Consider the following 26176-nt stretch of genomic DNA (forward strand, 5'->3'; position numbering starts at 1 on the left):
CGAAAGTGTGACAGTGCGCATGAGATTTGATTTCAGCGACATTTTCAGGATTTTTCGCAGCAGAGCGGCGCTGCGCGATCGTTACATCAGGGGGTGCGCGAGATTTTGAGTGGCCGATCGCTAAATCATATGAACATGTATTGAACATATGTTTGATTTTGTGGCAGGCTATCAGTGAACATCTAATCACCTGACGAACATATGTGCAGGTGTCAGACCTTGTATCACTGGAGAGACGTGATGAAAACTATCGCTATTGGTGCCGATGATGCGGCTATCGACCTGAAAAACATTATTAAAAAGCTGCTGGAAGAGCAGGATTATCAGGTAACTGATTACAGTAACGACGCGCAAAATGACCGCCCGATGTATCCGGACGTGGCGTTTGCGCTGGCGACGGCGGTGCAGCAAAAGCAGTTTGAGCGCGGCATTTTGCTGTGTGGCACCGGCATTGGCGTCGCGATTGTTGCCAATAAAGTGGAAGGCGTGCGCGCCGCGCAGTGTCATGACACCTTCTCCGCCGAGCGCGCGCGCAAAAGTAATAATGCCCAGATCATGACCATGGGCTCACGCGTAATTGGGCCGGAGCTGGCGAAAAACATCGTTAACGCCTGGCTGGCATCCGAGTTTGAAGGTGGCGGTTCGACCGCCAAAGTGGAGAAGATCGGTTACTACGAACAAGTGTCACACGCGAAATAATGGGTTATCGGGCGCTGAGTTGCAAAGCCGGCAGCACCTGAGTGCGTGACATCGCCAGCGGCACGCTGACACGACTGGCTACTTTGGTGCATGCCAGCCGTGTCATAGCCGGTGTTTTAACTGCCGCTTAGCGTACCGCTCAGCACCGCAGGCGCATCCTGCTGCACCAGAAAGGCGACCAGCAGGGCGTCGCGTTCACCGTGGATAGCCGACAAGGCAGCGCTATCGCTCACCGCATCGCCTTTTTGCAACCGCACATCCCCGGTGCGTGCAATGCCCTCCAGCACCGTGACCCAGCTGGCATAACCCGGCAAATGCGGCACCTCGATCTGTGCGCCACGATCCAGCCTGACGTCATAGATGTAAACGGCCTGACGCAGCGTCAAAGGTGCCGCGCTGTGCTGCGGACCGGCCAGCAGCGTCCACTGGTTAAGTGCCGCCCCTTCTGCCCGGTACACACTCTGCACCTGCCCTTCACCGTCACCGGATGCCGGGCGGATGTACGCCTGCAGCATTTCGCTTTCAATCAGCGGTGCTGACTCTTCATGACGTACCCCACTGCCCGCGTTCACCAGCAGTGCGCGTTTGCCGTTGAGGGCGAGAGTCTCTCCCTCCTCGCGCCGGTACTGCACCGAGCCGCGCCAGACATAGCTGAAAATTTCATCAACCTGATGACGGCGCATCGGTACCACCGCGCCGGGCTTCAGCGTCATCTGGTCGACAATCGCCAGCGCGCCCAGTTGTTCTCCCGGCCGCTGCCGGCGAATGGTAAAGGGACCGTATTCAAACAGCTGGTCACGCTGCGCTTTAATCACGTTCATCAGTGGCTTCCTCAAAAATCAGGTTCTGATGACCATCATAAAGGCTGCAAAATTGCGTAACAGTAGGGCTTTTTGTTGGCTTAAATCAGTGGTTTTGAATGACCTTCGTCCGCGCCTTTAGTCCGCTGCAGTACGAAGCTGAGCGCCAGGTGCGGGCTGGTGAGTGGCCGCTGTGGCACAGGAAAACGCGACGCGGCGCCGGCCATTGACACCTGCGCTAACGCCACCTGAACCGCGCCCTGCTGCTGTCCCTGAGCGACCGCATCGGCGATCAGCGTGTAATAGTCGTCCAGCCGGCCAGCTTTGAATGCGGCCCAGGCATCCGGGATAAGCCTGACTTGCGGACGCTGGTCAGGTGCCAGACTCTCCGGGCAAAACAGCTGGCGCGTACTGTGCAGCGTAGACTCCGCGGCACACAGCACCAGCGCGGGTGCGCCACGGCGATGCACTTCGTCCGCCAGCATACGGTCAGTGCGATAAACCGCACAGCGCTGTTGTGGATCGCGCAGGCTGTCTGCGGCGGCACCTAAGGTAGAGCAGGTAATCAGTATCGCGTCGAACCACGGCGTCAGGCTGAGTAACAGCTGCTCCAGACGCTGCTGCTGGGCCGGCGTCATGCCACCGCTGAGCTCTGCTTCTGCCAGCAGATGTGGCATCACCAGATGGCTGATTTGCTGAGGCGGAATGCCGAGCGACTGTGCGGCGTCATTAAAAATAGCAATATTACTGGCGGCGGTATGCAGGCAGGCAATGGTCACAACGATTCCTTATCGCTTCAGGTTCAGTACGTTGCACTATAGCCATAATCGGTGACGGAATGCAGCTTTACCGCTGCCTGGCAGGCTTCGCCGGATGCGGTGCAAGGCATTTCTCAACGCCTCGCACCATGCAACCTTCCTTCAGCCGGTCAGCGCGAAATGCGATCTCAGAACCACACTTCTGCCTGTACGCCAAAGTTCCAGCTACCGCCAGCGGTAAAGCCCGCGCTGCCGAAATCATCGTTCAGCGCATAGTTGTCCAGCGCTTTAGACCAGTTCATCCAGGTCGCGAACAGGCGAATCTCCGGTCGCACCAGCATGTCGTTGATGTTGCCGACTTTAAATGTTGGCGCAAAGGTCAGCTTATACACATCGCCCTTCACCGCGTTGTACGTCGCGATGCTACCGCCATCCTGATAGCTGCGGCCATTGGGTTTGAGGTCCATATACAGCCACGATGCCTCATATTGCAGCGCAAAGTTTTCCGTAATCGCCTGGGATGCGCGCAGGTTGATGGTTACCCAGTCATAGCGATCGCCTTTGCGGTAGCGATCCTCGCTGTGCTGCGCCAGCAGCGACGGGGCCACTGACCAGCGATCGCTGAGTGGCATCACGCCAAAAGTGGCCAGTCGCAGCGCGCTGGCGTTGCGCGTTAAGTCGCCGTCGCCACCGATCTGCCGGGTTTCTGCGCCCAGTCCTTTCCCCCACTGAATGGCGTGAGTGCTGCTGCCCGGTGCCAGCCCGTAGAAGCGGTTTTTATCGTGCCAGGCCAGCATGGTAAACACGCCGTGCTTTGCCGTATCGTCACTGCGCAGCGCATAGCTGCCGGTGGTCGATGCGCGCCCTTTCAGCTCGTCGTTGCCGTTTGCGCTCATGCCGGTCAACATCCACTGCCAGTTACCGTAAAACTGGTTTGAGGTCAGCAGCAGGTTTTGCACGTTGTTATCGTCGTAGCGGCTGCTGCCCAGGTCGCCAAAACTGCGGCCATAAATGGAGAAATCGCTGCGCCATTGCTCGTTCCATTGCAGGTTACTGATGCCGCCGCCGGTGCCGCCAAGAAAGACGATATCGGTATCGGTGAAGTGCAGATCAAAATTGTCGCCGTCAAAGCGTTTGCCCGCCCACAGCGAGGCATGTTGCGCGGCGCCCCCAAAGCTGGGCAGATCGCCCATTTCGACATACACCTGGCGGATATTCAGGTTGTTGTCGTTATTCTGCACCCACGGGTCCGGACTGGATGAGCCATCTGCCAGCAGCGCTTTGAAATTGGCCCACGAACCATTACTGAACCGGGTTTGGTTATGAAAGCCCAGCTCGATGTAGTGATCTTTTTCATTACCTAACCGGCCAATATGCGCATCGCCGCCGATCGAACTGGCAGGCGAAATAGCAGGTCCGGCACGTCCACCGCGCCCTTTATCATTAATCAGCAGGCCGGAACGGGCGTAGCCGGAAAAGCGGAACGTGTTGGTTGTTCCGGCACTCGCCTCCTTTTGCTGCTGCTCATCGCGCGCGATTTTCTCTTCCAGCTGGGCCAGACGCTGCTCCAGCGTTAATGACTGTGCCGCTGCACTGCCACCCACCATCATCCCCGCGATAGCCAGCGCCAGGCGCGCGGTTTTAGCCTTATGCATCACCATATTTATCTCTCTTATTATGTCCATTCATTAATTACAACGGGATTGCCTTTGACGCAGCGAGAGCATAAATAAGCGGATTGTGGTTCTTTTTGATCAATATCATTAAATTAAAAAGTGATATTTTACATGAAGTTATAAGATGATTGATTAATTCGATGTCTGTTTTTACTTAAATGGAAAAATCCTTTGCGACCTGTCTTAAAAGACTGGCGAATTAATTTTTCTTTTCCGATCCCATTCGCAGAATGGCGCTTTTACCGGCACGGAAAATCTGCTTAGCCTGCAGCAGAAATAAAAAACAAATTTGCGAGCTGTGCCGCATCGCTTAATGCGGCAACCAGATGAGACGGCGCAATTATTCGGGCAAGCCTGCGCCTCGCTGCTACGCTTAGTGGTTGGATTATCCTTACAAAAGCTGGAGATATTATGAGCAATGACGATCGCAAGCCGACCACCACGGATGCTGGCATTCCGGTAGCCAGCGACGAACATTCTTTGTCCGTCGGTCCTGACGGCCCGCTGATGCTGCACGATCACTACCTGATTGAGCAGATGGCTAACTTCAACCGCGAACGTATTCCAGAGCGTCAGCCGCACGCCAAAGGCAGCGGTGCATTTGGCTATTTTCAGGTGACAGAAGATGTCAGCCGTTACACCAAAGCGGCGGTATTTCAGCCCGGCACCAAAACCGATGTGGTGATGCGCTTCTCCACCGTGGCCGGCGAGCGCGGCAGCCCGGACACCTGGCGCGATCCGCGCGGCTTCGCGATCAAGTTTTACACCAGCGAAGGCAACTACGACATGGTGGGCAATAACACGCCGGTGTTCTTTATTCGTGACCCGATGAAGTTCCAGCACTTTATCCGTTCGCAGAAGCGCCGTGCCGACAACAATCTGCGCGATAACGATATGCAGTGGGATTTCTGGACGCTGTCGCCAGAGTCGGCGCACCAGGTGACCTGGCTGATGGGCGACCGCGGCATTCCGAAAAGCTGGCGCCACATGAACGGTTACTCCAGTCACACCTATATGTGGGTTAACGCCGCCGGGGAAAAATTCTGGGTTAAATACCACTTCAAAACCGATCAGGGTGTGGAGTTCCTGACGCAGGATAACGCCGATCTGCTGGCCGGCCAGGACGGCGATTACCATACGCGCGATCTGTTCAGCGCCATCAAAAATGGTGATTTCCCCAGCTGGACGCTGTACATGCAGATCATGCCGTTTGCCGAGGCGGAAACCTACCGCTTCAACCCGTTTGATCTGACTAAAGTATGGCCACACAGCGATTATCCGCTGATTAAAGTCGGCAAACTGATGCTGAACCGCAACCCGACCGACAACCATGCGCAGATTGAACAGGCGGCGTTTGAACCAAACAACCTGGTGCCCGGCATCGGGCTGAGCCCGGATAAGATGCTGATTGGCAGGGTGTTTGCCTATGCCGATGCCCACCGCGCCCGTCTTGGCGTTAACTACAAGCAGATTCCGGTTAACGCCCCGCAGGCACCGGTGCACAGCTACAGCAAGGATGGCGCGATGCGCATCAATCCGGTCAGCGATCCGGTTTATGCGCCGAACTCGAAAGGCGGTCCGGTGGCGGACGGCGAGCGCTACCCGACGGATTCCACCTGGGAAGCGCACGGCAACATGGTGCGCGCACCCTACACGCTGCGTCAGGATGATGATGACTTTGGCCAGGCCAATACGCTGGTCAATAAAGTGCTGGATGAGGCGGCACGTGATCGTCTGGTGAATAACGTCAGCGGTCATCTGCTCAACGGCGTGGAGGAGCCGGTGCTGTCGCGCGCGTTTGAGTACTGGCGCAACATCGACCAGACGATTGGCGATCGCATTGCCCAGCGGGTACAAACCGAGCGCGCCAAGCGTTAATGCGCTGATTTATAAATATAAAAAAGGCGCCCGCGGGCGCCTTTTTTGCATCGACAGGATTATTTCAGACGGAACGCCACCACGCTGTCGCCGGCTTTGGTGCCGAGCGAACCGTGACCGCCTGCGGCAATCACCACGTACTGCTTACCGTCGCTGCCCATGTAAGTGGATGGTGTCGCCTGTGCGCCGGCGCTAAGCTCCTGCTGCCACAGCAGTTCGCCGGTGGTGCTGTCATAGGCGCGAATGAAGTTATCTGCGGTCGCACCGTGGAACACCAGATCGCCGGCCGTCAGCAGTGGCCCGCCGTGCGCCACCATGCCCATCGGGAAGCCAATCGGGAAGCGGCCCGGCAGGAAGCTGGTTTTCAGGTTTTTCGTGGTGCCAACGCGACGCAGCCATTCGGTTTTGCCGGTTTTCAAATCCACGCCGACCATGCGGCCCCACGGCGGTGCAATGCACGGAATGCCGAGACCGGAGGCCAGCTGCTGGATGTGGATGGCGTAATCACCGTGGAAGTTTTCGTTCCAGTAAGGCTGGCCATCTTTGGTGAACAGGCGCTCCGTCGCCGTGGCGGGCGTACGCTTGATCAGGTTGTATTTGTAGGCGAGGCGAACCGGTGCGGCAATCAGCATCTGACGCTGCGGATCAACCGCCACCGATCCCCAGTTAAACACCCCGATATTGCCCGGGAACACCAGCGAGCCGCCTTCTGTGGCTGGCGTCCACGGATTGCCGTCATAGCGCAGGCTACGGAAATCCATACGGCAGGCCATTTGATCAAACGGTGTGATGCCCCACATTGACTTCTCAGTCAGCGGCTGCGGAATAAAGTTCAGACTGGATACCGGCTGGGTGGCGGCGAATTTCTCGCCCGGCACGCCGCCTTCCGTCGAAACCTTCACGTCGTTAACCGGATAAACCGGCTGGCCGGTCAGGCGATTGAGCACAAACAGGTTGCCGGTTTTGGTCGGCAGGATCACCACCGGCTGTTTCTGGCCCTGATAATCGATATCGACCAGCGACGGCTGTGACGGGTTATCGCGGTCCCACAGATCGTGATGGGAGCTCTGATAGCGCCATTTGAATGCACCGGTCTGCAGATCGAGCGCCACTAACGCATCACGGAATTTCTCTGTATTGCTATTGGCATCGCGCTCGATGCCCAGTTCATCCGGCGAGGCGTTGCCAAACGGCACATACACCAGGCCGTTTTTCAGGTCGGCGCTCAACGTACCCCAGGCCACCGGCGTATCCTGCGGATAGGTCTGGCCAGCAGCTATCGGCGCGGTATTTTGCGGATTAGCCGGATCAAAGTTCCACACCAGACGACCACTTTGCACATCATAGGCGCGAATTACGCCAGAGGGGTTACCGCTGTTGAAGCCGTTATCCATAACCGAGCCGCCGACAATCACCAGATTGCCCGCGACCAGCGGCGCGGCGGTCTGCATCAACGCGTGTGGACGAACCTCACCCATATTGGCATGCAGATCCACCACTCCGTTGTTGCCAAAATCGGCGCACGGTTTGCCGCTGTCGGCATCCAGCGCAATCAGCCGGGCGTCAGTGGTGGCGTTAAAGATGCGCTTGCGGCACATCGCCGGCGTCGCCGCCGTGTCCTGTGCGGCAGCCGGTGCGCCCGCGTAATAGCTGACGCCACGGCAGGTCTGATGCTGCTGCAGATAAGAACGATCTTTCGCCGGCGTGTATTTCCACTTCACCGCACCACTCTGCGGATCGAGCGCGTGGACCTCATTGTGCGGCGTACAGAAATAGAGCATGCCGTTGGCTTTCAGCGGCGTGGCTTCGAAGGTGTATTCGGTGGCATCGTTATCCTGACGCAGATCGCCGGTGTGATAGGTCCAGGCCACTTCGAGATTGCGCACGTTCTCTTTGGTGATCTGATTCAGGGCGGAGAAACGCAGGCCGTCGGCGGTGCCGCCGTAGGCGGTCCAGTCAGCGCTCGCGCCCTGCTCGCTGTTTTGTTCACGCGCATTGGTGATGGTGCCGGCCTGCGGCAGCGGATCGTAAAAGCACAATCCAATTACCAGCACAATCATGATGGCCACCGTGCTGCCGAGCAGGCCGTGGAAGCGACGCTGTCCCTGATACAGCGGTTTGACCACCCACGGCATCGCCAGCCACAGGCCGATCACGCCAAACAGATCGCCGCGCGGGATCCACTGCCACTTGTCGAAGCCGACTTCCCAGATCATCCATGCCAGCGTAATCCACATCAGCACCGCATACAGGCTTAACGCGCTGCGCTGATTGCGGAACAGTAAAATGGCGGTGATCAGTAATCCCACCGCCATCAATGCGTAAAATGCGCTGCCGCCCATCATCAGCAGCTTGCCGCCCATATAGAGCAGCGCAACACCCAGAATCGCCAGCACGAGACTGGTCAGTTTGTTTATCATGCGAATCCCTCAACGCTCATCATTATTAACCACCCCAAACTAAAGACACATAAACTCAACAAAATCTTAACTTACGTAACCGTTAGTTAAAAATCTGCCTGGCGGCGTGTCGTTAGTGCCGCTTATCAATGTAGCTCTGCTCCTTAATGCTGCGCCCCGCTTCGCTCGTAGTGTGAGTGAAATCACGTTTCAATTTTGTTGGAGGAAATTAATCAATCATCAGGAAAATCCGCATTTTTTGATAACGCAGCGTGCGATATGACTAAGGGCGCGACAGGCGTGCTGCCGGGCAGCCTGCAATTTGTCGGCGCATGTATTTCTGGTGAAATTATTTAATTGATTAGTGGCGTACAAATGCGATTTGTCCTGGTCATGTCAGAACCTGATGGTAAAAAAGCAGGCAACGCTGCGCTTTGCCCTAAAAATAGCGTCTTTCCGGCACGATGACATTGATAAATGAAATAGTGTGTTTCTTATTTTGAGAGTTTCCTTAGCCTGTCTGCAAAATTAATCGGTGATATATATTATCTGACTGCTCTGCGGCGAAGCCGCTTATAAAAAGAAGGTTATTATGATCAGCGCAGACGCTTTTTATCGCAAATTACGTTTTCCATTTAAACTCACACACGCTGCCATTAAATTTCCCGTGGCCAATGCGCACGCCCGGCAATACCAGGTTCTGTCAGCAGAACAGACCATCGACCTGCTGCTCAGCAATGACCGGCTCTCAGTGTGCCGCTATGGGGATGGGGAACTGGAAATGACGCTATTTAAGAATATAGGCTTTCAGTCTTTTGATGAACGCCTCTCCATTCGCCTGAAAGAGATCATGCGCCGTGGCACGCAGAGCGATAATCGCTGTCTGCTGTGTATGCCTGATGCCTTTCGCGGCACCGGGAATATGCGTTTTGGCTCAGCGCTATTCTGGTTTTTTCATAAAGCGTTTTTCTTTCGCCACTATGAGCATTTATTAAAGAAAGGCTATCGCTATGGTAATACGTCGGTAACGCGACCTTATCATGATTATAAAGATAAACAGCCGGCGGCACGTATTTTTGCCAAATTTAAACAGCTGTTTCATGATAAAAAAATTCTGATTGTTGAGGGTAGCGGCACGCGCCTTGGTCTCGGTAACGATCTGCTGGATGGCGCACGGCAGATCCGGCGCATTACCACCCTCAACCGTAACGCCTTTTCGGTTTATAACGAGCTATACAGTAATGTGATGGCGCACGCGCGCGATTTCGACATGGTATTGATCTCCCTTGGCCCGACGGCAACCGTGCTGGCTTACGACCTCAGTCAGCACGGCATTCGCTGCATTGATACCGGCCATATCGATATTGAGTATGAGTGGATGCGCAGCGCGGCACGCACCAAGGTGCAGGTCGCGGGGAAAAATGTGAATGAGGTCGGTCTATTACAGAGTGACGAGCAGCATGAAGCGGATGCGCATTACCGCAGCCAGATTCTGCTGCACGTCGGTTTAGGTCAGGAGCCACTGCGCAGTGCCGCGGTGGTCACGCAGCCGACAGTGTGATGCAGCGCACCGTAACCGATCGTGCCGGCGATCGGTTTGGTGCAGCACGCTCAGATAGCGGGTATTTATTAGCCAGCGCGATGGTTCCCACTGCGGCGGCGCGGGCACTATGGCATGGCGGACACTAATTAGTTAGCAGCCTTAGCAATCTGGCATTACCTTTGCTTAATGATTCCTGTGTTCATTTTCAGGAGTCGTATGATGAAAGCGTCCTCAACCCGCTACACCATTTTCTCGCTGCTGTTTCTCATCGCACTGATTAACTACATCGACCGCGGTGCGCTGTCGTTCGCCGCCAACGCCATCTCGCAGGAATTTCACTTCAGTAAAGTGCAACTCGGTGCCGTGCTGGGCTACTTTGGCTTTGGCTATCTGTTCGGGTCGCTGTGCGGCGGCTTCCTTGCCGACCGGCTGGGCACCAAAAAGGTCTGGCTGATGGCCGGCATTCTGTGGTCGCTGCTGGAGATCGCCACTGCCTGGGCCGGAGAGCTGGGCATGGCGCTGTTTGGCGGCTCGGCGATCATGGGGTTTGCTGCACTGCGCGTGCTGTTTGGCTTCAGCGAAGGGCCGGCCTACGCGTTGATGAACAAAACCATCGCCCACTGGGCACCGGATAACGAACGCGGTTTCGCGCTGGGAATTGGCCTGCTGAGCACCCAGGTGGGTTCGCTGCTGACCGCACCGATTGCCGTCGGACTGCTGCTGCTCACCAACGACTGGCGCATGATGTTTATGCTGCTCGGCGCGTTTTCACTGCTGGCGATGCTGCTGTTTGCCCGCCACTTTACTGATACGCCACAGCAACATCCGCGCGCCAATGCCGTCGAGCGTCAGCTGATCATTGCCGGGCAACGCCAGCAGCCGCAGGACGAAGGCGCGCTGCCGTGGTGGCGCTTCTTCACCTGCCGCACGCTGGTGTGCAACGCGCTGGGCTATTTCAGTTTCCTCTACATCACCTTTACCCTGGTGACCTGGCTGCCGAAATATCTGCAGGATAATTTCCACTATGACCTGCACTCGCTGTGGTATGTGGCGATGATCCCGTGGAGCGGTGCCTGCCTGACGGTGCTGCTGGGCGGGCGCATCGCCGATCGCCTGCTGGCGCGCTTTAACAATCTGCGGCTGGCGCGCAACCTGTTTGCCGCCGTGACGCTGTGCGCCACCGCCTGCTGCTTTATGGCCATTCCCTGGGTCGGATCTGCTGCCGGGATTATCGCGCTGATGACGCTCGGCAACGCGCTCAATGCGCTGGTGAATAACGTCTACTGGTCGGTCGTGATTGACGTGACGCCGAAGGCATCGGTCGGCACCTTCAGCGGCATGACGCTGGCCATCGCCAACCTCGCGTCGATCATTTCACCGATGCTGTGCGGCTGGCTGGCGCAGTACTACGGTTATAACGCCATGTTTACCGTCACCGCCTGTATCGCCTTTGGCAGCATGCTGGCCATGACGCTGCTGCAGCCGGAGAAACGCCTGCAAGCCGATGCGCCGCCAGCCGCCGCGCAGCAGGCTGTGTAAGGGTTATCGCCCGTGCCGCTGGCAGAAGGCGGCGATATCCGGCGACTGAAAATCCGCCAGGTGTGCCATCAGCTTCTCCAGCGGCCAGTTCCACCAGGCAATCGCCTGCAGCTGCGCCGCGATGTCGGCACTGAAACGGGCGCGAATCGGTTTCGCCGGCACACCTCCGGCGATGGTGTAAGGCGGCACATCTTTACTCACCACCGCCCCGGCCGCCAGCACGGCGCCGTTACCGACCGTCACGCCAGGCAGGACAATCACGCCGTGACCGATCCACACATCGTGACCAATGATCACCCGATCGGCGCGGCGTCCGGCGAAGAAACCGGCATCACGCTGCGCGCGGCTGTCGTAATACTCCGGGCAGTAGGTGAAGCGATGCTGTGAGGCGCGATCCATCGGATGATTCGGTGCCCCGATACGCACCTGATTGGCGATGGCCGTGAAGCGGCCAATCTGTGCATCCGCCACGCAGCAGTGTTCCCCAAGGTAGGAAAAATCACCCAGTTCGCTGTATTCCAGATAACTGTGCGCCAGAATTTCACACTGCTGGCCAATCTGCGTGTCGCGCAGACGGACGCTGGGATCGATGGCGGTGTGTTGCAGTTTAGCGGGATGCTGTGTGGCAGAAATCATAAAGCAGGTGCTCCGTTGTGGTCAGATGTCTGGATAAGTGGTTGCCTCAACGCAACCGCGAGCCACAACACTAGAGCGGGAAGATGACAGGAATGCTATCGTGTTGCTCCACCGGGAGATCTTCAGGAGAAAATGGAATGAAAGCGTCCCTGCCGTTATTAGCCTTGCTATTCAGTACCGCCCCCGCCTTTGCCGCCCTGCCGCCCGACATCAAAGCCGGAGAAATTGTGCAGGTCGAACTGGCGCAGCTGCATCCCACTCAGGCCGCCATTGGTTATCGCCAGCTGGATTACAAGCAGCATCGTTATCAGGCCGATCCGGAAAAGCTGTTCGATGACTATTGCGAAAGCATGGGACAAAAAGGGGTGAAAAGTTTCACGCCGCGCTCCACCCTGCGCGATCCGGCCAGTTTCAGCTGTAAGGCGCCGGTCGGCAGCGAGCCCGGCCCGATGAAAACCGCGGTGATCGGTCCGGATAATCAACTGTACCTGACTGATGGTCACCACACGTTCAGCAACTTTGCTGACATGGCCGGCCTGTCAACGCCGGTGCAGGTGCGCATTACCGATGATTTCCGCCCGCTGAAAAGCCAGGCTGCTTTCTGGCAGAAAATGGCGGCGGCACATCTGGTGTGGCTGGAGACGCCAAACGGTAAAATCGCCCCCGAAGCGCTGCCGCAGGAGCTGGGTCGCCAGCATATGCAGGATGATGAGTATCGTTCGCTGATCTACTTTGTGCGCGATATCGGCTTCGATAAGCCAGACAACCCGCCGCCGTTCCTGGAGTTCTTCTGGGGACAGTGGCTGAGCCGGGAACTGCCGCTGAAAGCGTTCAACCTGCGCGACCGCGACGGCTACGCCGCAGCGGTGAAAAAGGTGGCGGAGAAGATGGTGAGCGTGCCGAAGGATACGGTGATTGCGCAGAGTGATAGCGGTCCGCTGACGGCAAAGGCGCTCGGTGCCAGAGACGCGGTGAACCAGAGGGCGCTGTACAAGTTAAGCGCCGATAACGGTAAGCTGAGCTGGGCGTTTAAACGTTAAGCGGGCTGGGTAGTGTTGGGTTTATCCAGGTGCGCATCAATGCGCACCCGACAAAATCACACACCATTGTTGCTGATGCGCAGCAATGCGCACCCGACAAAACCCCATACCATTGTTGCTGGTGCACAGGCATGCGTCTTTCACCGTTGTGGCAGGGTCGCCATGGATGGCGACCGAAAACGGCGGTTATACCAGCTCGCTGTTTTTAACATCCGCGGACGGTGCCAGCAGGTTTTGATCGAAGGCGCGCAGCGGCTGGCCGTGGCGAACGCGCTGTGGCCAGTCCGGATTGGCCAACGCGCTTTTGCCCAGCGCCACATAATCTGCGCCCTGATACAACGCCATGCCGGCGCGTTCGGCATCTGACAGCGATCCGTTGATCACCACCGGCAACTGTGGCGCAGCCTGGCGCGCCAGCTGCAGCAGCGACTCTGCCGCGTCCGAGAACGCTGGCTGCAACGCATCGTGCTCGGTCAGATGCAGATAATCGATACCTGATTCAGCCAGCAGCGCAAATACCTGGCGCGCTCCGGCAGCGCCCTCCTGCCATTTATGCGTAAAATCATTCACTTTCCCCTGGGAAATCCGCACGCCCAGCGTGACGTTGGCACCGATGCGCTGTCGCACCGCGGCAATCACCTCCCGCGTCAGCGTCAGTCTTGCGATAATATCGCCGCCCCAGCGGTCGCTGCGCTGGTTGGTGTAATCGGTAAAGAACTGATCGAGCAGATAACCGTTGGCCGCGTGAATTTCAATGCCGTCAAAACCGGCTGCCTCAATGGCACGCGCCGCGCTGTCAGCAAAGGCGTCAATCACCTGCTCAATCTGTTCATCACTCATGGCGCGCGGCAACGGATAAGCGCCGTGGCCATGGTAAAACCGCAGTTGTTCGCCACGTGGCGGGATCGCCGAAGGCGCCAGCGTATCGCGCCGGTAAATATTGCCCTGCGATATCGCACCGGCGTGCATCAGCTGTGCAATGATTTTGCTGCCGTGCTGGTGCACGCTGTTGGTGATGGCCCGCCAGCCGGCGATCTGCTGGCGATTGACCAGCCCGGCCTGAAAAGCGTAAGTCTGTGACCAGGCTTCATCGATGTAGAGACCTTCGGTGATTATCGCGCCAAAGCCACCGCGGGCAAAACGCGTGTAGTACTGCTGCATACGCTCGCCCGGGACCCCATCCACACTGGCGGAGATGCGCGTCATCGGTGCCACCATCAGGCGATTGGTTAAATCGAGGTGGTTAAGCGTATTGCTCTGAAACAGGTGTTTGTCGGACATTTGGCGCTCTGAAATAAATTATCATCAGGAGCCATTATAGTGAGTCGCCATTGTGGCAAAAATGGCCGATTATGATACGTCTGCTTAACGGAAACCGTTACAATGAACTCCCGGGATATTGATGTTTTTCTGATGGTGTCACAAACCCGCAGCCTGACGCAGGCGGCGCGGCGGCTCGGCACCACCACTATGACCGTGTCGCGCCGGCTGGCCTCACTGGAGGAGGATCTCGGCGTACGGCTGCTGCATCGCACCACGCGCGCCATTGCCCTCACCGATGAAGGCGAAGAGTTTCTTCCCTATGCCAGAACGCTGGCCGAGACCGAACAAAGCGCACGCAACCTGTTCGCGCCCGATAAACAGGGAGCCACCGGCCAGCTGCGCATCACCGCGCCTACGGGGTTTGGCCGCCGCACCATTATTCCGCTGCTGCCGTCTCTGATGGAGCAAAACCCCGGGCTGCGCGTTGAGTTTCAGCTCAGCGACGATGTCACGGACATTGTCGGGCTGGGCTTTGATGTCGCGATTCGCATCGCCCCGCTGCGCGATTCCCGCCTGGTGGCACACCGTCTGGCCGACAACCCGCGCCGGCTGTGTGCGGCTCCGGGCTATCTGCAACGCTTCGGCACGCCGCGTCATCTGGCGGAGCTGCATCAACACCACTGTCTGCGCCTGTCGAATGTGGTGCAGTGGAGTTTTATGGTGGACAGTCATCTCTCCAGCCTGAGCGTTGACGGGCGCTTTAGCGGCAGCAATGTCGAAGGGGTGCGTGCGCTGTGCGTGGCCGGCAGCGGCATCGCGCAGCTATCCGAATGGGATGTGCGGGAAGAGCTGGCATCCGGCGAACTGGTGGCGCTGGAACTGGAGGACGCGCAGCCGCAGATGCTGGGCGTGTGGGCGCTGTTTCCCACCACGCGCCACTTGCCGGCGCGCGTCAGCGTGTTTGTTGCGGCGCTCAGACAGGCGATGCAACAGCAAAGCCGGCCCGGCGCGTGACGCGAGCGTACGAAAAAAGGCGGAGGGGTGAGCTCCGCCTTGTTTCAAGTTCCGGTCAGTGCGCCTGACCGGTCAGTTGCAAAAGGGCAACGATGATTTGCAGGATCACCCGGACCAGGTCCAGGAGTAATCGAACAAGTTCCATCACTTTCCTTCTCCTCTGACAGGAGCGCGCTGTTCAGCTTTCGGGGCCCTGACTCTACCCGCCGACCGCCTAAGCACATCTGTGAGGAGCGCTGAGCGGCACTCATTGTGAAAGCCACAGGCCAGCACCACCTGAAACCTGCCGGGGTTTGACTATCCGCGCCCCTGGAGTCATCAGAAAACAATAAGCATCCGCCGCGCCCAGCACCTGTATAACCACACAGTATTTTAGCGAAACTTGAAATCTTTCGCTGCACATTTTATCATTCCTTTTGTGAGGAGTGCTGAGCACCCCGTTCCGAGCGCGGTTACCAGCCGGGTGACGAACATAAAAAAAGGATTTGGCGACCTGGCCAAATCCTTTTTTATTGCCTGCGATTATCCTACTTCGCGGCGCTGATACGCCAGATCGCGTTGCCAGCATCGTCGGCAATCAACACCCCGCCCTGATTATCCGTCGCCAGTCCTACCGGCAAACCGCGTACCTGCTTCTGATCGTCGGTGAGGAATCCTGACACCACCGTCTGCGGTTGCCCGACCGGTTTGCCGTTTTCAAATTTCACCCAAATCACTTTATAGCCGTTGAGCGGCGTGCGGTTCCAGCTGCCGTGTTCACTGATGAAGGCGCCGCCGCGGTACTGCGGCATATTATCCGCGCCATAGAACAGCAGGCCGAGCGGTGCCACGTGTGAGCTCAGTGCATAGTCCGGTTTGATGGCTTTCGCGACCAGATCCGGCCGCTGCGGCTGTGCGCGCTCGTCGACGTGCTGACCAAAGTAGCTGTACGGCCAGCCGTAGAAACCTTTGTCCTGCACGGAGGTCAGGTAATCCGGCACCAGATCCGACCCGATTTCGTCACGCTCGTTGGCGATGGCCCACAGCTTGCCACTTTGCGGCTCCCACTGCAGACCGGTAGGATTGCGGATGCCGCTGGCATAGATGCGGCTGGCACCGGTTGCGGCGTCGACTTCCCACACCGCCGCGCGGCCATACTCTGCGCCGATACCGTTCTCGGTGATGTTACTGTTGGAGCCGACACCGACGTACAGTTTGCTGCCGTCCGGACTGGCGAGCAGCGCTTTGGTCCAGTGGTGATTCAGCTCACCGCCCGGCAGCGACGTCACCTCTTCCGGCGGCGTACGGATTTCGGTTTCACCGGTCTGGTAAGGGAATTTCACCAGGCTGTCGGCGTTAGCCACATACAGCGTATTGCCAATCAGCTGCATGCCAAACGGCGCATTAAGGTTTTCGATAAACCGGTGCTGTTGCCACTTGCCGTTAACGTTGCGCAGCAGCGTGATGCGGTTGCCGCCCGGGCCACCTTTGCCGGAAGATTTCTGCACCAGGCTCATGATCAATTCTTTCGGTGCCGTGACCGGGTTTTTCACCCCGTTGGCTTCTGCCACCAGAACGTCACCATTCGGCAGCACATACAGCTGACGCGGGTGCATCAGGCTGGCCGGGATTTTCTCGATCTTCAGGCCGTCGGCCACTTTTGGTGTCTCGCCCTGTTTCCACGCGGTGCCTTCCGGCACCTGCATCGGCGGCATAAAGAAGTTTTTGGCCTGCGGCAGCTGCGGATCAGGGCCGATTTGCCGTTGCGGATCGAGGTCCGATCCGCTGTCGCAGGCGCTCAGCAGTACCGCAATTCCCAGCGCACTCATAACACGAAATTTCATGGGCGACCTCCCTGTAAACGACGCTCGCGCAGCGCCAGCTGCAGATTCGCTATCAGCAACACCACCACCACCAGGGTGGAGAGCGTCACGCCCATCGGCACCACCGCATAGGCATCGCGGCTGTGAATGAATGCGTTAACGATGGCCAGCACGATCGCCAGCAGCGACAGCCAGAAATGGGTTTTCTCTGCGGCAGGTGCGCCACGGAATAAATGAATCAGGCTGATTAGTCGCGGCACAATCGCCAGCACCAGTCCGATGGCTATCAGCCAGCTGGCGGCTTTGGTCCACATGACGATGAAGGTTTGCAGATAGATAATATCAAACAGCCAGGCAGCAAAGAAAAAGCCCAGCGGCAACGGCTCAAGCAGGGTAAACAGCGTCACGCCAACAACCGAGCGTCCCGAGGTATGGTACATCGCACTCTCCCTATCACAGTTTTTCCAGGCGAGAGCGATCCGGCCAGGCATCGCTTCGCACGCCTGAGAAATATTAGTAAAGATAAAGAGTCATGCGCACAGCCCGCACAAAAAGTTAACCGTGCCGACGGAACTGGTTCAGTTCCTGCGCGTCGTGGCTGCAGAACAGTTGCACCTCTTGCGCGTGCTGCAGTGACAGTTCACGCAGCCGCTGCTGATTGCTGTGCCAGGCGGCGCGGTCACTGCACATCAGGCGCTGATAGGCGCGCAGGCCCGGCGTACAGTGGCGCTGGCTGTGGTACATTTCACCGCGATAAAACCAGGCGTCGCCGCCATGCAGCAGCCAGCCGCCCTGGTGACGAATCGCCACGCCCGCATGGCCCAGCGTATGTCCCGGCAGCGGCACCAGCAGAATCTCATCGCTGAGATCGTCGACCGCCTTCACCGCATCAAAGCCATACCAGCGCTCGCCGCCGCTGGCGTAACCGCGCCAGCCATCGTGCGCTGTCCACTGCTGCGGGCGAAACCGCTGACGCGCCAGCCAGCTGCTGTCGCCCGCCTGGGTTACGGTATCCAGTTCACGCTGCAGCAGATGAATGCGGGCGGCCGGAAAATCACTGATGCCGCCGGCGTGGTCAAAATCGAGGTGGGTCAGAATAATGTGGCGCACATCTTCCGGGCGAAAACCCAGCAGCTGAATCTGTGCCAGCGCGCTGAGCTGCTCGTTATAGCGAATATTATTCAGCGCGCGGAAAAAGCCCGACAGGCGGCGGTCAGGATGGCGCATATCCTGCGTGCCCAGACCGGTATCCACGAGGATTAAACCGTGACGGTCAGTTTCCAGCAGTAAGCAGTGGCACACCAGTTCAGCAAACGGACCTTTGCTGAAACCATCGAATAACGCGCCGCCGAGCGGGCACATGCAGCCACAGTTGAGGTGATGAATTCGCATTGTTCTCCCCCAAAATAAAATGGCGCGAGCGCGCCGTTATTAAATGAATAAATAAAAAAGTGATTTAACATATATGTGCCATGATGATGCTAATTGCAAATAAACCAGAATTATTCATTTATCAATTTATTTATTACTCATTTAATTTCAATGCATTGAAATATTGAGTGCGGATTTTTAATGAGCAAAAAAATAACCGCAGCGCAAGGTTATTCACGCTACGGTTATTTATCGCGGTCGGTTAACCGTTAATGATTAATCAGGCAGCGCGTGCCGCCCACCACAGGCGCAGCTTCAGCCCCCAGCTGCTGGTCCAGCCGCTGCTGGTGCTGACCACCTTGCCCTGATGCAGCACGATGAACGTCGGCGTGGCGCTGATTTGCCAGCGCTGTCCCAGCGCCCCGCTTTCATCATTGACGGCGAATCCCCGTACTCCTTTTTTATCCAGCCAGGTGGCGACGCGCGCATCGCTGCCGGATCGCAGAGCCACACTGACCACCTGCGTGCCGTGCTGACTGAGCGCGGCTACCGTCGGTGTGGTGAGTTTGCACACGCCACACCAGCTGGCCCAGACGTAAACCAGCACCGGCCGCTGCTGGCTCAGCGTCGCCAGGTTCACCTCGCCCTGCAGCGCGCTGAGCGGCTGCCGGGCCACATCCGCGGGCAGCTGCGGTGCACGCAGCCAGTCCATGGCCAGCAGCAGCGCCGCTGCCATCAGCAACAACAGCACGCCTTCGCGCAGCCAGCGCGTTACCCGGCTCATGGCTGAGCCTGCAGCGCACCTTTTACCGCGGCTTCCAGCTGTGCATAAGGCACTGCCCCGCTGATCAGCTGATTGCCCACCAGCGTGGCGGGCGTACCCTGCACACCCAGCTGCTGCGCCAGCGTCAGGTTGAGGTTGATGGTGTCGAGGCTGGCGGTGCTCGGCGCCGATAAGCTGATGCCACTTTTGTCCAGCGCGGCGGCGATGCTGGCTTCATCATGGTTGCCTTTCTTTGCCATCAGCCGTTCATGCAGCTTAAGAAAGTTATTCGGCTGCTGCTCCCACACCGTCAGCGCCAGACGCGCCGAACTGAGCGAGCTTTCAGCGCGGTACGGCAGCGGCTTCAGCACCACCGCCACCTGCGGATAGTTGTGCAGCAGTTTTTCGATATCCGCCTCAAACTTTTTGCAAAAGACGCAGTTGTAGTCGGTGAAATAGACCAGCGTCAGTGCCGGTTTTTTGGCACCGATGCGCGGTGAGCCGGCATCGTTAAACAGCGCCGCGCGGTTTTTCTCTACCATCTGCGCAACCACGTTTTGCTGCTGGCGCGCGGCTTCTTTATCAAATGCGTCGGCGGCTTCTGCCAGGATCGCCGGATTTTGCACCAGGGTTTCGCGAATCAGCTGTTTGATGCGCGCCTCCTGCTCAGGGGTAAATGGCGCGGCGGCCAGGGCGGGTGCTGCCAGTAACATCAGCGAAAGTAACAGGGATTTTTTCATCATTTTTTTGCCTCAGAGAGTGTTGAAATCACCGCATCACGACTTAATAACGGCGATAAAATCTGGCCGTGCGGCAGTGCCGGGCCATAAATCTGGTTAAAGGGGATCGCTACGCGATCGCGGCGGCGCAGGAACTCGCCGATGGCCGGATCCGGTTGTGTCCAGTCACCGCGCAGCAGCACCACATCCTCTGCGCCGAGGGCGGCACGCACGTCAGGCTGATTCAGCACCCGCGATTTATTCACTTTGCAGGTGATGCACCAGTTAGCGGTGACATCGACAAAGACGCGCTTATCCTGCTCCAGCGCCTGATTGATGGCGGCTTCGGTCAGCGGTTGCCACACCAGCGATTCTTCTTCCGGGAAGAGGCGCGTCAGCAGTAACAGCGCGCCCGCCAGCGTCACGGTAATGAACACCAGACCTGCCTGCGGCAGCGCGCGGCGTGCGATTAGCCAGCCCGTCAGCGCCAGCAGCAGGATGGCCGCCAGCAGAATGGCGACGGTGCTGCCCCAGTGGGGAATCAGCAGCGTCACCAGCCACAGCGTTGCCAGCAGCATCAGCAGCCCCAGCAGCGTGCGCAGATGCAGCATCCAGCGGCCCGGACGTGGCAGGCAGCGCGCCATGCCCGGCAGCGCCGCAACCAGCAGCCACGGCAGACTCATGCCGACACCGAGCGCGACAAACAGCAGCCACAGCTGCGGCAGCGGCGCGGTCAGCGCATAGGCGACGGCGGTGCCAAGAAACGGTGCGCTGCACGGCGTCGCCAGCAGCGTGGCAAAGGCCCCCTGGCCAAAATGTCCTGCCAGACCGGCACCGCCGTGCGTCGCCAGCCGGGTAGTCAGGCCGGAAGGCAGTCGAAAATGCAGCAGATCGAACAGACTGGCGCTGAACAGGAACATCACCAGCACCATCACCAGCAGAAAGCCGCTGCTCTGAAACTGAATGCCCCAGCCCAGCGCCTGACCGCTGAGCCGTAGCACGGTCATCAGCAGCGCCAGCAGCAGGAAAGAGAACAGAATACCGGCGCTGGACGCGAGAAACTGCTGACGCGTCTGGCGTTGCGTCTGTCCCTGCTGCTGCACCAGACTGCTCAGTTTGATCGCCAGCACCGGCAGCACGCAGGGCATCAGGTTGAGAATCAGCCCGCCGAGCAGCGCCAGCAGCACTACCGACCACAGCGTGGCGTTTCCGGCAGAGGGAGAAAACAGCGGCTGATGACCAAGGGTCAGCTGGCTTTGCTGAGCGATACCGGCGTCAGCGATAACCAGCGACAGCGCTTTACCGCGCAGGTCCGGCGCAGCCTCGCCCCATTCATCGGTCACCGCCACGCGGGCCGTCAGCGTCTCGCCCTGCACGCTGATTTGCGGCGCCGCCAGCATACTGCCCTGCGGATAATCAAAGAACAGTTCCGGCTGCTGCCAGCCCTGCTGACGCTGCGCCCGGATTTGCAGCGTGCCATCAACGAAGCTGGCATCAAGCTGATCGGTCAGCCCGCTGTCAGCCGGGATCTGCCCCATCGCCTGGGCGAAATCACGTGCAAAATCCGGACTGGCGGGCTGCGAGAGATCGAGCTGGAACGGAAAATCCGTCAGGATGCAGACATCGCTACAGGTGGACAGCGTCAGCGTGCCGGCCAGCGTGCCCTGCGGGGCAGATTCGAGCACGATGGGCAGCGTAACGTTGCCTTTGTAGCCCTGCGTGGTGAGGCCGCTGACGTCAAAGCGCGCTGGCACTGGCCACGACCAGCGGGCGTTGACATCCGGCGTTTGCCAGCGGATTTCCGGCGCGACGCCGCCTTCGCCCGGCGAGCGCCAGTAGGTTTTCCAGCCCGGCTGCAGGCGAATATCCAGCAGCAGTTGCAGGTGATCGCCCTGCGGCGCGGCGCGCAGGCGCACTTCGGCGTGGCTGTTTTGCGCATTGCGCAGCCAGCCGGTATCGGCGGCTTGCACGCTCAGCGCGCAGCTCGCCACGAGGAGCAGCAGGCTCCTGATCAGGAATGTCATAATCGTTTCTCCGGTGAATAACAGGGTTTACGCGGTGGATCGCGTAGTGTTATTCCCGGAAGACGCAGAGCGTGAGATGGCGCCGTCGCAGCGGCACAAACAGCGGTTCACGCCGCCAGACAGTGGCAGACGAGGGCTGGAAGAGCGTGGCGATCAACGCCAGCAGCAGTACGAGGAATGGCAGCGCGGTATCGAGCAGCGGCGCGCTGCCGCTGAGTGACTTAGCGCCCAGCGCACAGGGTTTATCACTGCTGGCACCGTCATCAACGGCGGCGCTGTGAGCAGTAATGCTAACGACAGGCTGGGTCGGGAGATTGAAGCTGCGCTGGACGAGACAAAATGCCAGCACCAGACAAACCAGTGCCAGAATCCATTTTGCGCGTTGGGGCGATATCGTCATGCCACAGCCTCAGAGAAAAGTGCGGCCAGTTTATGCAAAAGCAGCAGAAACACCAACCCCTGCTGTGTAAACTTTTGTCTTTATGCCAGCGGGATCGTGCTGACTGCAGAGAGGGAGAAATTATTTACGTTGATTAATCAGCAAGCGCCAGCGGCGGCGTTCGCGCAGCAGGCGCTGATGCAGCCGCTGCAGCTGGGGTAACGTGAGCGCGGCGATCGCTTCTGGCGTAAGCACCGGCAGTCCCTGCTGTTTTCGCAGTGCCTCACTGGCGGCGTCGGCGTTCTGGTGTGGCTGGCACTGCGCCAGTAGCGTCGCCTGCCAGCCCTGCAGCGTTTCATCGTTGATGGCGGCGAGTTCACTCACCATATCGCGCAAAAACGCTTTGCAGTGTTGCAGCAGCGTGCGCCAGCCAATGGACGGGGATTGCAGCGCCAGCTGCAGTCCATCCACATCCGCCACGCGCTGGTAGCGCGCTGACACCACGTAGCCAATCTGTTGCCCGACCCGCAGGCGCTGAAAGAAGCGTGGTTCAAACATCAGCGCCAGCGCACGCAGCGCCGCGAGGCTGGCATCATCGGCAGCGGGCAGCGGAATAAACAGCAACAAGGCCTGATCGTTCGCAGCACAGCGCAGCGCGCTGACGCCGTGCTGCAGCGCCGCCGCGCGCGCCGGCGCAGGCTGCGTCTGCACCACCTCGCTCAGCCCGTGCGCGGCGTGCTGACTGACGCTTTCGCTGTGGCCGCACCAGGCGGCCTGCCATGCAGGATGCGCAGCCGGGGCCAGCAACTGCTGCGGTAGCGCTTCCAGCAACTGACGAATCACAATACTTTGTGCAGCACGGTGCGGTTGCGGCAGCACCGGCGCATTCAGCGCCGCCAGCACGCCAGGCAGCTGTTGCAGCGCGGGCATTGCATCGTCAGGCAGATCAATCACCAGTTGCCAGACGCCCTGCTGCTGTTGCCAGCGTCCACTGCCACCGGCATGGCGCAGTGCGGCAAGCCGTGGGCGCAGCTGCTGCTGCCAGCTTAGCGCCGCCTCGTCACTCAGGGTGTGATAAAACGCCGGGCGCACCAGCAGCGTTCCCTGCGGCTGCACCGGACTTACGCGCAGCAACGGCGCGCCATTTACCGGGAGTTCCGGCAAATGCAGGACGTCAGCGCACGGATAAAATGACCAGTTAACCGGCGCGACCGGGCCAGCCGCAGTCTGTGGCCATGGCGCGCGCTGCAGACAGAATCCCTGCGTGGTATAAGGCACGGCGGACAGCTGTCGCTGCGTCAGCAGCCGCGTGCACGAGGCCTGTGGCAGCGCGGCGATAAAACCGGTGAAATCTGCGGGAACGTCAGCTGACGGCGCCGATCCCAGCGCCCGTCCACGCAGCTGCGTCAGCGGCGACAGCGCAGCTAAATCCTGCTGTGCCAGTTGCAAATAGTGGCGATGCTGCGCTGGCGTGGCGGCGCGCACCGCACGCAGATGCTGCCAGAAGAGCTGTTCAATGCGTCTTGCCGCCGACGCTGACAGCGCTGGCGCACTGAAGCGCAACGCCAGCCAGCTATGATCGGCGCTCTGCCACAGCCATTCACACTGCAGCGATGCGCACAATTGCTCGCTGCGCAGCTGCGCCATCAGGCTGCCAGGGGCTTCATCCTGCCAGAAAGCCTCCAGCAATGTGACATTGTCACGCAAGGCGTTTTCTTCGCCGTTGATAAACAGGCTAAGCCAGAATGACTCTTCATCGGGAAGCTGGATGAGCGTTTTAACAGGCTCCGGCGCGGGAATGGCTGGCAATGAGGAGTGCACCGCACCGCCTGACTGGCGAACAGCAAACGCCTCGGCCAGCTGCTGTAATTCATCCAGCGATTGCGGTCCGCTCAGCCACAGCTGCTGGTTGGCGGCGACAAAATGCTGCTGATGAAACAGCCGTAGCGCCTGCTGCAGCTCCGTTACGTTGTCACCAAAACACGCTGCACTCCCGACGCGAAAGCGGCGCAGTGCGCCACCGGCCGCGTTGAGCAGCGCTGCTTCACTCAGCGTTTCGGCATGATGCCGTAGCAGCTGAAATTCTGCCTCGATGACCGCCGCTTCCTGCGTAATCGCCGTAACGGTCAGCAGTGGCGCAGCCAGCATATCTGCCAGCCTTGCCATGCCCGCCGCCAGCGCCTGCGCCGGCAGCTGGAAGAACCAGGCACTGCGGCTGAGTTGCGTGGTGGCATTCACCTGACCACCCTGTTGCTGCAGCCACGGCATCAGGCGCTCATCGCCGGTAAAGCCCGCGCTGCCGCAAAACAGCAGATGTTCCAGCAGATGCGCCAGACCGGGCCAGCGATCGGGTTCGTGCAGGCTGCCTGCGCCGACGCGCACCAGCGCCGCGCTTTCCCGCGCGTCGGGCTGGTGCGACAGATGACAGCGCAGACCGTTAGCCAGCGTCAGGCTGCGTTCGCACATCAGGTGACCCGCTGTTTGAAAATCAGCTCAGAATTGCTGCGGTTACGGAACTGCAGCTGGGCGATTTTGATATCGCTGCAGCTGGCTTCGCGGCGAGCCTCAAGAATTTTTCCGTGATGCGGCGACTTGCTGCACACCGGGTCGGTGTTGTCGGCATCGCCGGTCAGCATGTATGCCTGGCAGCGGCAACCGCCGAAATCTTTCTCTTTCTCATCGCATGAGCGGCACGGTTCCGGCATCCAGTCGAAGCCGCGATAGCGATTGAAGCCAAACGAGTTGTACCAGATATCCTCCAGGCTCTGCTCCAGCACTGAAGGGAACTGCACCGGCAGCTGGCGCGCGCTGTGACAGGGTAACGCCGTACCTTCCGGCGTCACGCTGAGAAATATCGATCCCCAGCCGCCCATACAGGGTTTGGGCCGCTCTTCGTAGTAATCCGGCGTGACGAACAGCAGATTGGTGAGATTACCGCTGCTGCCCATGCGCTCACGGTAGCGGGCAACCACCGCTTCGGCGCGGGCAATCTGCTCGCGCGTTGGCAGTAATCCATGACGGTTAAGATGCGCCCAACCGTAGAACTGACAGGTGGCCAGTTCGACATCGTCCGCCTCCAGCTCGATACACAGATCGATGATTTTATCGATCTGGTCGATGTTATGGCGGTGCAGCACGAAGTTCAGCACCATCGGGTAGCCGTGCTTTTTCACCGCTTTTGCCATCGCCAGCTTCTGCTGAAACGCCTTCTGCGAACCGGCCAGCGCGGCGTTCAGCGTTTCATCACTCGCCTGGAAACTGATCTGGATGTGATCCAGCCCGGCGTCGGCGAAGGCGTCGAGCTTTTTCTCCGTCAGGCCAATGCCGGAGGTGATCAGGTTGGTGTAAAAACCCAGATCGCGCGCGGCGCGAATCAGCTCCGGCAGATCTTTGCGCGTCAGCGGTTCACCACCGGAAAAGCCCAGCTGCACGCTGCCCATGGCGCGTGCCTGGCGGAACACCTCAATCCACTGTTCGGTGCTCAGCTCCTGTTCCTGCTGCGAAAAATCCAGCGGGTTCGAGCAGTAAGGACACTGCAGCGGGCAGCGATAAGTCAGCTCGGCCAGCAGCCACAGCGGCGCATTCACGCCAGGTTTATTCGGGTTCACGACACTGGATCCACTTCTGTTCAATGGCCGATTGCAGGAAGTCTTTGACGTCATCATCGACGCCGCCCGCCTCCGGAAAACGCGCATTGAGCGTGGCGATAATGGCCGCCACATCCTGCTTGCCGGTCACCAGTTCCAGAATGGCGGCAGCGGTTTCATTCAGCTTCGCCATCCCTTCCGGGTAAAGCACCACGTGGCTGTCCTGCGCGGCTTCCCACTGCAGACGATAGCCGCGGCGAAACGCCGGAATCAGAGTTTCTTTCAT

At 58.8% G+C, this 26176-nt stretch carries 22 protein-coding genes; 6 read left to right on the forward strand and 16 right to left on the reverse strand.

Features of this window, described 5'->3' with window-relative positions; genetic code table 11:
• Window positions 1-240: 240 nt before the first annotated feature.
• Window positions 241-699: an RpiB/LacA/LacB family sugar-phosphate isomerase gene (locus tag KOL70_RS05370; RefSeq protein WP_021506001.1), complete on the forward strand. Its 459-nt coding sequence runs from the start codon at window positions 241-243 to the stop codon at window positions 697-699.
• Between the two features lie 116 nt (window positions 700-815).
• On the opposite strand, the gene KOL70_RS05375 is transcribed toward KOL70_RS05370, so the two are convergent.
• From KOL70_RS05375 to KOL70_RS05385, 3 genes are all read right to left on the reverse strand, one after another.
• A complete protein-coding gene (locus tag KOL70_RS05375; RefSeq protein WP_104186621.1) occupies window positions 816-1520 on the reverse strand; it encodes a pirin family protein in 705 nt (234 codons plus the stop codon).
• 80 nt (window positions 1521-1600) lie between these two features.
• Window positions 1601-2278, reverse strand: coding sequence for a glutamate racemase (locus tag KOL70_RS05380; protein WP_104186619.1), 678 nt, complete (start codon window positions 2276-2278; stop codon window positions 1601-1603).
• Window positions 2279-2445: 167 nt separating this feature from the next.
• Window positions 2446-3867, reverse strand: coding sequence for a carbohydrate porin (locus tag KOL70_RS05385; protein WP_369974294.1), 1422 nt, complete (start codon window positions 3865-3867; stop codon window positions 2446-2448).
• Window positions 3868-4344: 477 nt separating this feature from the next.
• Here KOL70_RS05385 and KOL70_RS05390 point away from each other — a divergent pair, with 477 nt between their 5' ends.
• The gene (locus KOL70_RS05390; protein ID WP_104186617.1) at window positions 4345-5811 is read left to right on the forward strand and encodes a catalase; all 1467 of its coding nucleotides are present in this window, start codon (window positions 4345-4347) and stop codon (window positions 5809-5811) included.
• 59 nt (window positions 5812-5870) lie between these two features.
• Here KOL70_RS05390 and KOL70_RS05395 read toward each other — a convergent pair whose 3' ends face one another.
• Window positions 5871-8231, reverse strand: coding sequence for a membrane-bound PQQ-dependent dehydrogenase, glucose/quinate/shikimate family (locus tag KOL70_RS05395; protein WP_159378148.1), 2361 nt, complete (start codon window positions 8229-8231; stop codon window positions 5871-5873).
• A 571-nt stretch (window positions 8232-8802) separates the two neighbouring features.
• Here KOL70_RS05395 and KOL70_RS05400 point away from each other — a divergent pair.
• Together KOL70_RS05400 and KOL70_RS05405 are read left to right on the forward strand one after the other, a co-directional pair.
• On the forward strand, window positions 8803-9771 hold the full coding sequence (locus KOL70_RS05400) for a GT-D fold domain-containing glycosyltransferase (protein WP_215480324.1): 969 nt from the start codon (window positions 8803-8805) through the stop codon (window positions 9769-9771).
• Between the two features lie 201 nt (window positions 9772-9972).
• Window positions 9973-11292 (forward strand): MFS transporter, encoded by a 1320-nt coding sequence (locus tag KOL70_RS05405; protein ID WP_215480941.1) that lies wholly within the window; start codon window positions 9973-9975, stop codon window positions 11290-11292.
• A 3-nt stretch (window positions 11293-11295) separates the two neighbouring features.
• Here KOL70_RS05405 and KOL70_RS05410 read toward each other — a convergent pair whose 3' ends face one another.
• A complete protein-coding gene (locus KOL70_RS05410; RefSeq protein ID WP_215480325.1) occupies window positions 11296-11928 on the reverse strand; it encodes a DapH/DapD/GlmU-related protein in 633 nt (210 codons plus the stop codon).
• Window positions 11929-12065: 137 nt separating this feature from the next.
• Between KOL70_RS05410 and KOL70_RS05415 the strand changes: the two genes are divergently transcribed.
• Window positions 12066-12968, forward strand: coding sequence for a ParB/Srx family N-terminal domain-containing protein (locus KOL70_RS05415; RefSeq protein WP_215480326.1), 903 nt, complete (start codon window positions 12066-12068; stop codon window positions 12966-12968).
• Window positions 12969-13154: 186 nt separating this feature from the next.
• On the opposite strand, the gene KOL70_RS05420 is transcribed toward KOL70_RS05415, so the two are convergent.
• Window positions 13155-14249 carry an NADH:flavin oxidoreductase gene (locus KOL70_RS05420; protein WP_215480327.1) on the reverse strand — a complete coding sequence of 365 codons (1095 nt, stop codon included), beginning with the start codon at window positions 14247-14249 and terminating at the stop codon, window positions 13155-13157.
• 102 nt (window positions 14250-14351) lie between these two features.
• Between KOL70_RS05420 and KOL70_RS05425 the strand changes: the two genes are divergently transcribed.
• Complete coding sequence (locus KOL70_RS05425; RefSeq protein WP_215480328.1) at window positions 14352-15245, forward strand: LysR family transcriptional regulator; 894 nt, start codon at window positions 14352-14354, stop codon at window positions 15243-15245.
• A 527-nt stretch (window positions 15246-15772) separates the two neighbouring features.
• Here KOL70_RS05425 and KOL70_RS05430 read toward each other — a convergent pair.
• The 10 genes from KOL70_RS05430 to pqqD form a co-directional block, all read right to left on the reverse strand.
• Window positions 15773-17068 (reverse strand): sorbosone dehydrogenase family protein, encoded by a 1296-nt coding sequence (locus KOL70_RS05430; RefSeq protein WP_215480329.1) that lies wholly within the window; start codon window positions 17066-17068, stop codon window positions 15773-15775.
• Complete coding sequence (locus KOL70_RS05435; RefSeq protein ID WP_021505986.1) at window positions 17065-17487, reverse strand: DUF2231 domain-containing protein; 423 nt, start codon at window positions 17485-17487, stop codon at window positions 17065-17067. The genes KOL70_RS05430 and KOL70_RS05435 overlap by 4 nt, the downstream gene beginning before the upstream one ends.
• Window positions 17488-17602: 115 nt before the next feature.
• Entirely contained in the window at window positions 17603-18439 is an 837-nt protein-coding gene (locus tag KOL70_RS05440) for an MBL fold metallo-hydrolase (protein WP_136547640.1), read from the reverse strand.
• Window positions 18440-18698: 259 nt separating this feature from the next.
• On the reverse strand, window positions 18699-19202 hold the full coding sequence (locus tag KOL70_RS05445) for a thioredoxin domain-containing protein (RefSeq protein WP_215480330.1): 504 nt from the start codon (window positions 19200-19202) through the stop codon (window positions 18699-18701).
• Window positions 19199-19921, reverse strand: coding sequence for a DsbA family protein (locus KOL70_RS05450; RefSeq protein ID WP_088517198.1), 723 nt, complete (start codon window positions 19919-19921; stop codon window positions 19199-19201). Before KOL70_RS05450 ends, KOL70_RS05445 begins: the two co-directional genes overlap by 4 nt.
• Complete coding sequence (locus KOL70_RS05455; protein WP_215480331.1) at window positions 19921-21924, reverse strand: protein-disulfide reductase DsbD; 2004 nt, start codon at window positions 21922-21924, stop codon at window positions 19921-19923. The genes KOL70_RS05450 and KOL70_RS05455 overlap by 1 nt, the downstream gene beginning before the upstream one ends.
• Before the next feature lie 49 nt (window positions 21925-21973).
• Entirely contained in the window at window positions 21974-22324 is a 351-nt protein-coding gene (locus KOL70_RS05460) for a hypothetical protein (protein WP_104186601.1), read from the reverse strand.
• Between the two features lie 120 nt (window positions 22325-22444).
• Entirely contained in the window at window positions 22445-24769 is a 2325-nt protein-coding gene (gene pqqF / locus KOL70_RS05465) for a pyrroloquinoline quinone biosynthesis protein PqqF (RefSeq protein ID WP_215480332.1), read from the reverse strand.
• Complete coding sequence (pqqE, locus tag KOL70_RS05470; protein ID WP_215480333.1) at window positions 24769-25911, reverse strand: pyrroloquinoline quinone biosynthesis protein PqqE; 1143 nt, start codon at window positions 25909-25911, stop codon at window positions 24769-24771. Before pqqE ends, pqqF begins: the two co-directional genes overlap by 1 nt.
• A complete protein-coding gene (gene pqqD / locus KOL70_RS05475) occupies window positions 25898-26176 on the reverse strand; it encodes a pyrroloquinoline quinone biosynthesis peptide chaperone PqqD (RefSeq protein ID WP_021505975.1) in 279 nt (92 codons plus the stop codon). Before pqqD ends, pqqE begins: the two co-directional genes overlap by 14 nt.

Source organism: Pantoea sp. B270, assembly GCF_018726825.1.
In the GTDB taxonomy this organism is placed as follows: domain Bacteria; phylum Pseudomonadota; class Gammaproteobacteria; order Enterobacterales; family Enterobacteriaceae; genus Pantoea; species Pantoea dispersa.

Coding starts and splice junctions, on each gene's coding strand:
- KOL70_RS05370 (WP_021506001.1), top strand. CDS start 241: ATGAAAACTATCGCTATTGGTGCCGATGATGCGGCTATCGACCTGAAA.
- KOL70_RS05375 (WP_104186621.1), bottom strand. CDS start 1,520: ATGAACGTGATTAAAGCGCAGCGTGACCAGCTGTTTGAATACGGTCCC.
- KOL70_RS05385 (WP_369974294.1), bottom strand. CDS start 3,867: ATGATGGTGGGTGGCAGTGCAGCGGCACAGTCATTAACGCTGGAGCAG.
- KOL70_RS05390 (WP_104186617.1), top strand. CDS start 4,345: ATGAGCAATGACGATCGCAAGCCGACCACCACGGATGCTGGCATTCCG.
- KOL70_RS05395 (WP_159378148.1), bottom strand. CDS start 8,231: ATGATAAACAAACTGACCAGTCTCGTGCTGGCGATTCTGGGTGTTGCG.
- KOL70_RS05400 (WP_215480324.1), top strand. CDS start 8,803: ATGATCAGCGCAGACGCTTTTTATCGCAAATTACGTTTTCCATTTAAA.
- KOL70_RS05405 (WP_215480941.1), top strand. CDS start 9,973: ATGAAAGCGTCCTCAACCCGCTACACCATTTTCTCGCTGCTGTTTCTC.
- KOL70_RS05410 (WP_215480325.1), bottom strand. CDS start 11,928: ATGATTTCTGCCACACAGCATCCCGCTAAACTGCAACACACCGCCATC.
- KOL70_RS05415 (WP_215480326.1), top strand. CDS start 12,066: ATGAAAGCGTCCCTGCCGTTATTAGCCTTGCTATTCAGTACCGCCCCC.
- KOL70_RS05420 (WP_215480327.1), bottom strand. CDS start 14,249: ATGTCCGACAAACACCTGTTTCAGAGCAATACGCTTAACCACCTCGAT.
- KOL70_RS05425 (WP_215480328.1), top strand. CDS start 14,352: ATGAACTCCCGGGATATTGATGTTTTTCTGATGGTGTCACAAACCCGC.
- KOL70_RS05430 (WP_215480329.1), bottom strand. CDS start 17,068: ATGAAATTTCGTGTTATGAGTGCGCTGGGAATTGCGGTACTGCTGAGC.
- KOL70_RS05435 (WP_021505986.1), bottom strand. CDS start 17,487: ATGTACCATACCTCGGGACGCTCGGTTGTTGGCGTGACGCTGTTTACC.
- KOL70_RS05440 (WP_136547640.1), bottom strand. CDS start 18,439: ATGCGAATTCATCACCTCAACTGTGGCTGCATGTGCCCGCTCGGCGGC.
- KOL70_RS05445 (WP_215480330.1), bottom strand. CDS start 19,202: ATGAGCCGGGTAACGCGCTGGCTGCGCGAAGGCGTGCTGTTGTTGCTG.
- KOL70_RS05450 (WP_088517198.1), bottom strand. CDS start 19,921: ATGAAAAAATCCCTGTTACTTTCGCTGATGTTACTGGCAGCACCCGCC.
- KOL70_RS05455 (WP_215480331.1), bottom strand. CDS start 21,924: ATGACATTCCTGATCAGGAGCCTGCTGCTCCTCGTGGCGAGCTGCGCG.
- KOL70_RS05460 (WP_104186601.1), bottom strand. CDS start 22,324: ATGACGATATCGCCCCAACGCGCAAAATGGATTCTGGCACTGGTTTGT.
- pqqF (WP_215480332.1), bottom strand. CDS start 24,769: ATGTGCGAACGCAGCCTGACGCTGGCTAACGGTCTGCGCTGTCATCTG.
- pqqD (WP_021505975.1), bottom strand. CDS start 26,176: ATGAAAGAAACTCTGATTCCGGCGTTTCGCCGCGGCTATCGTCTGCAG.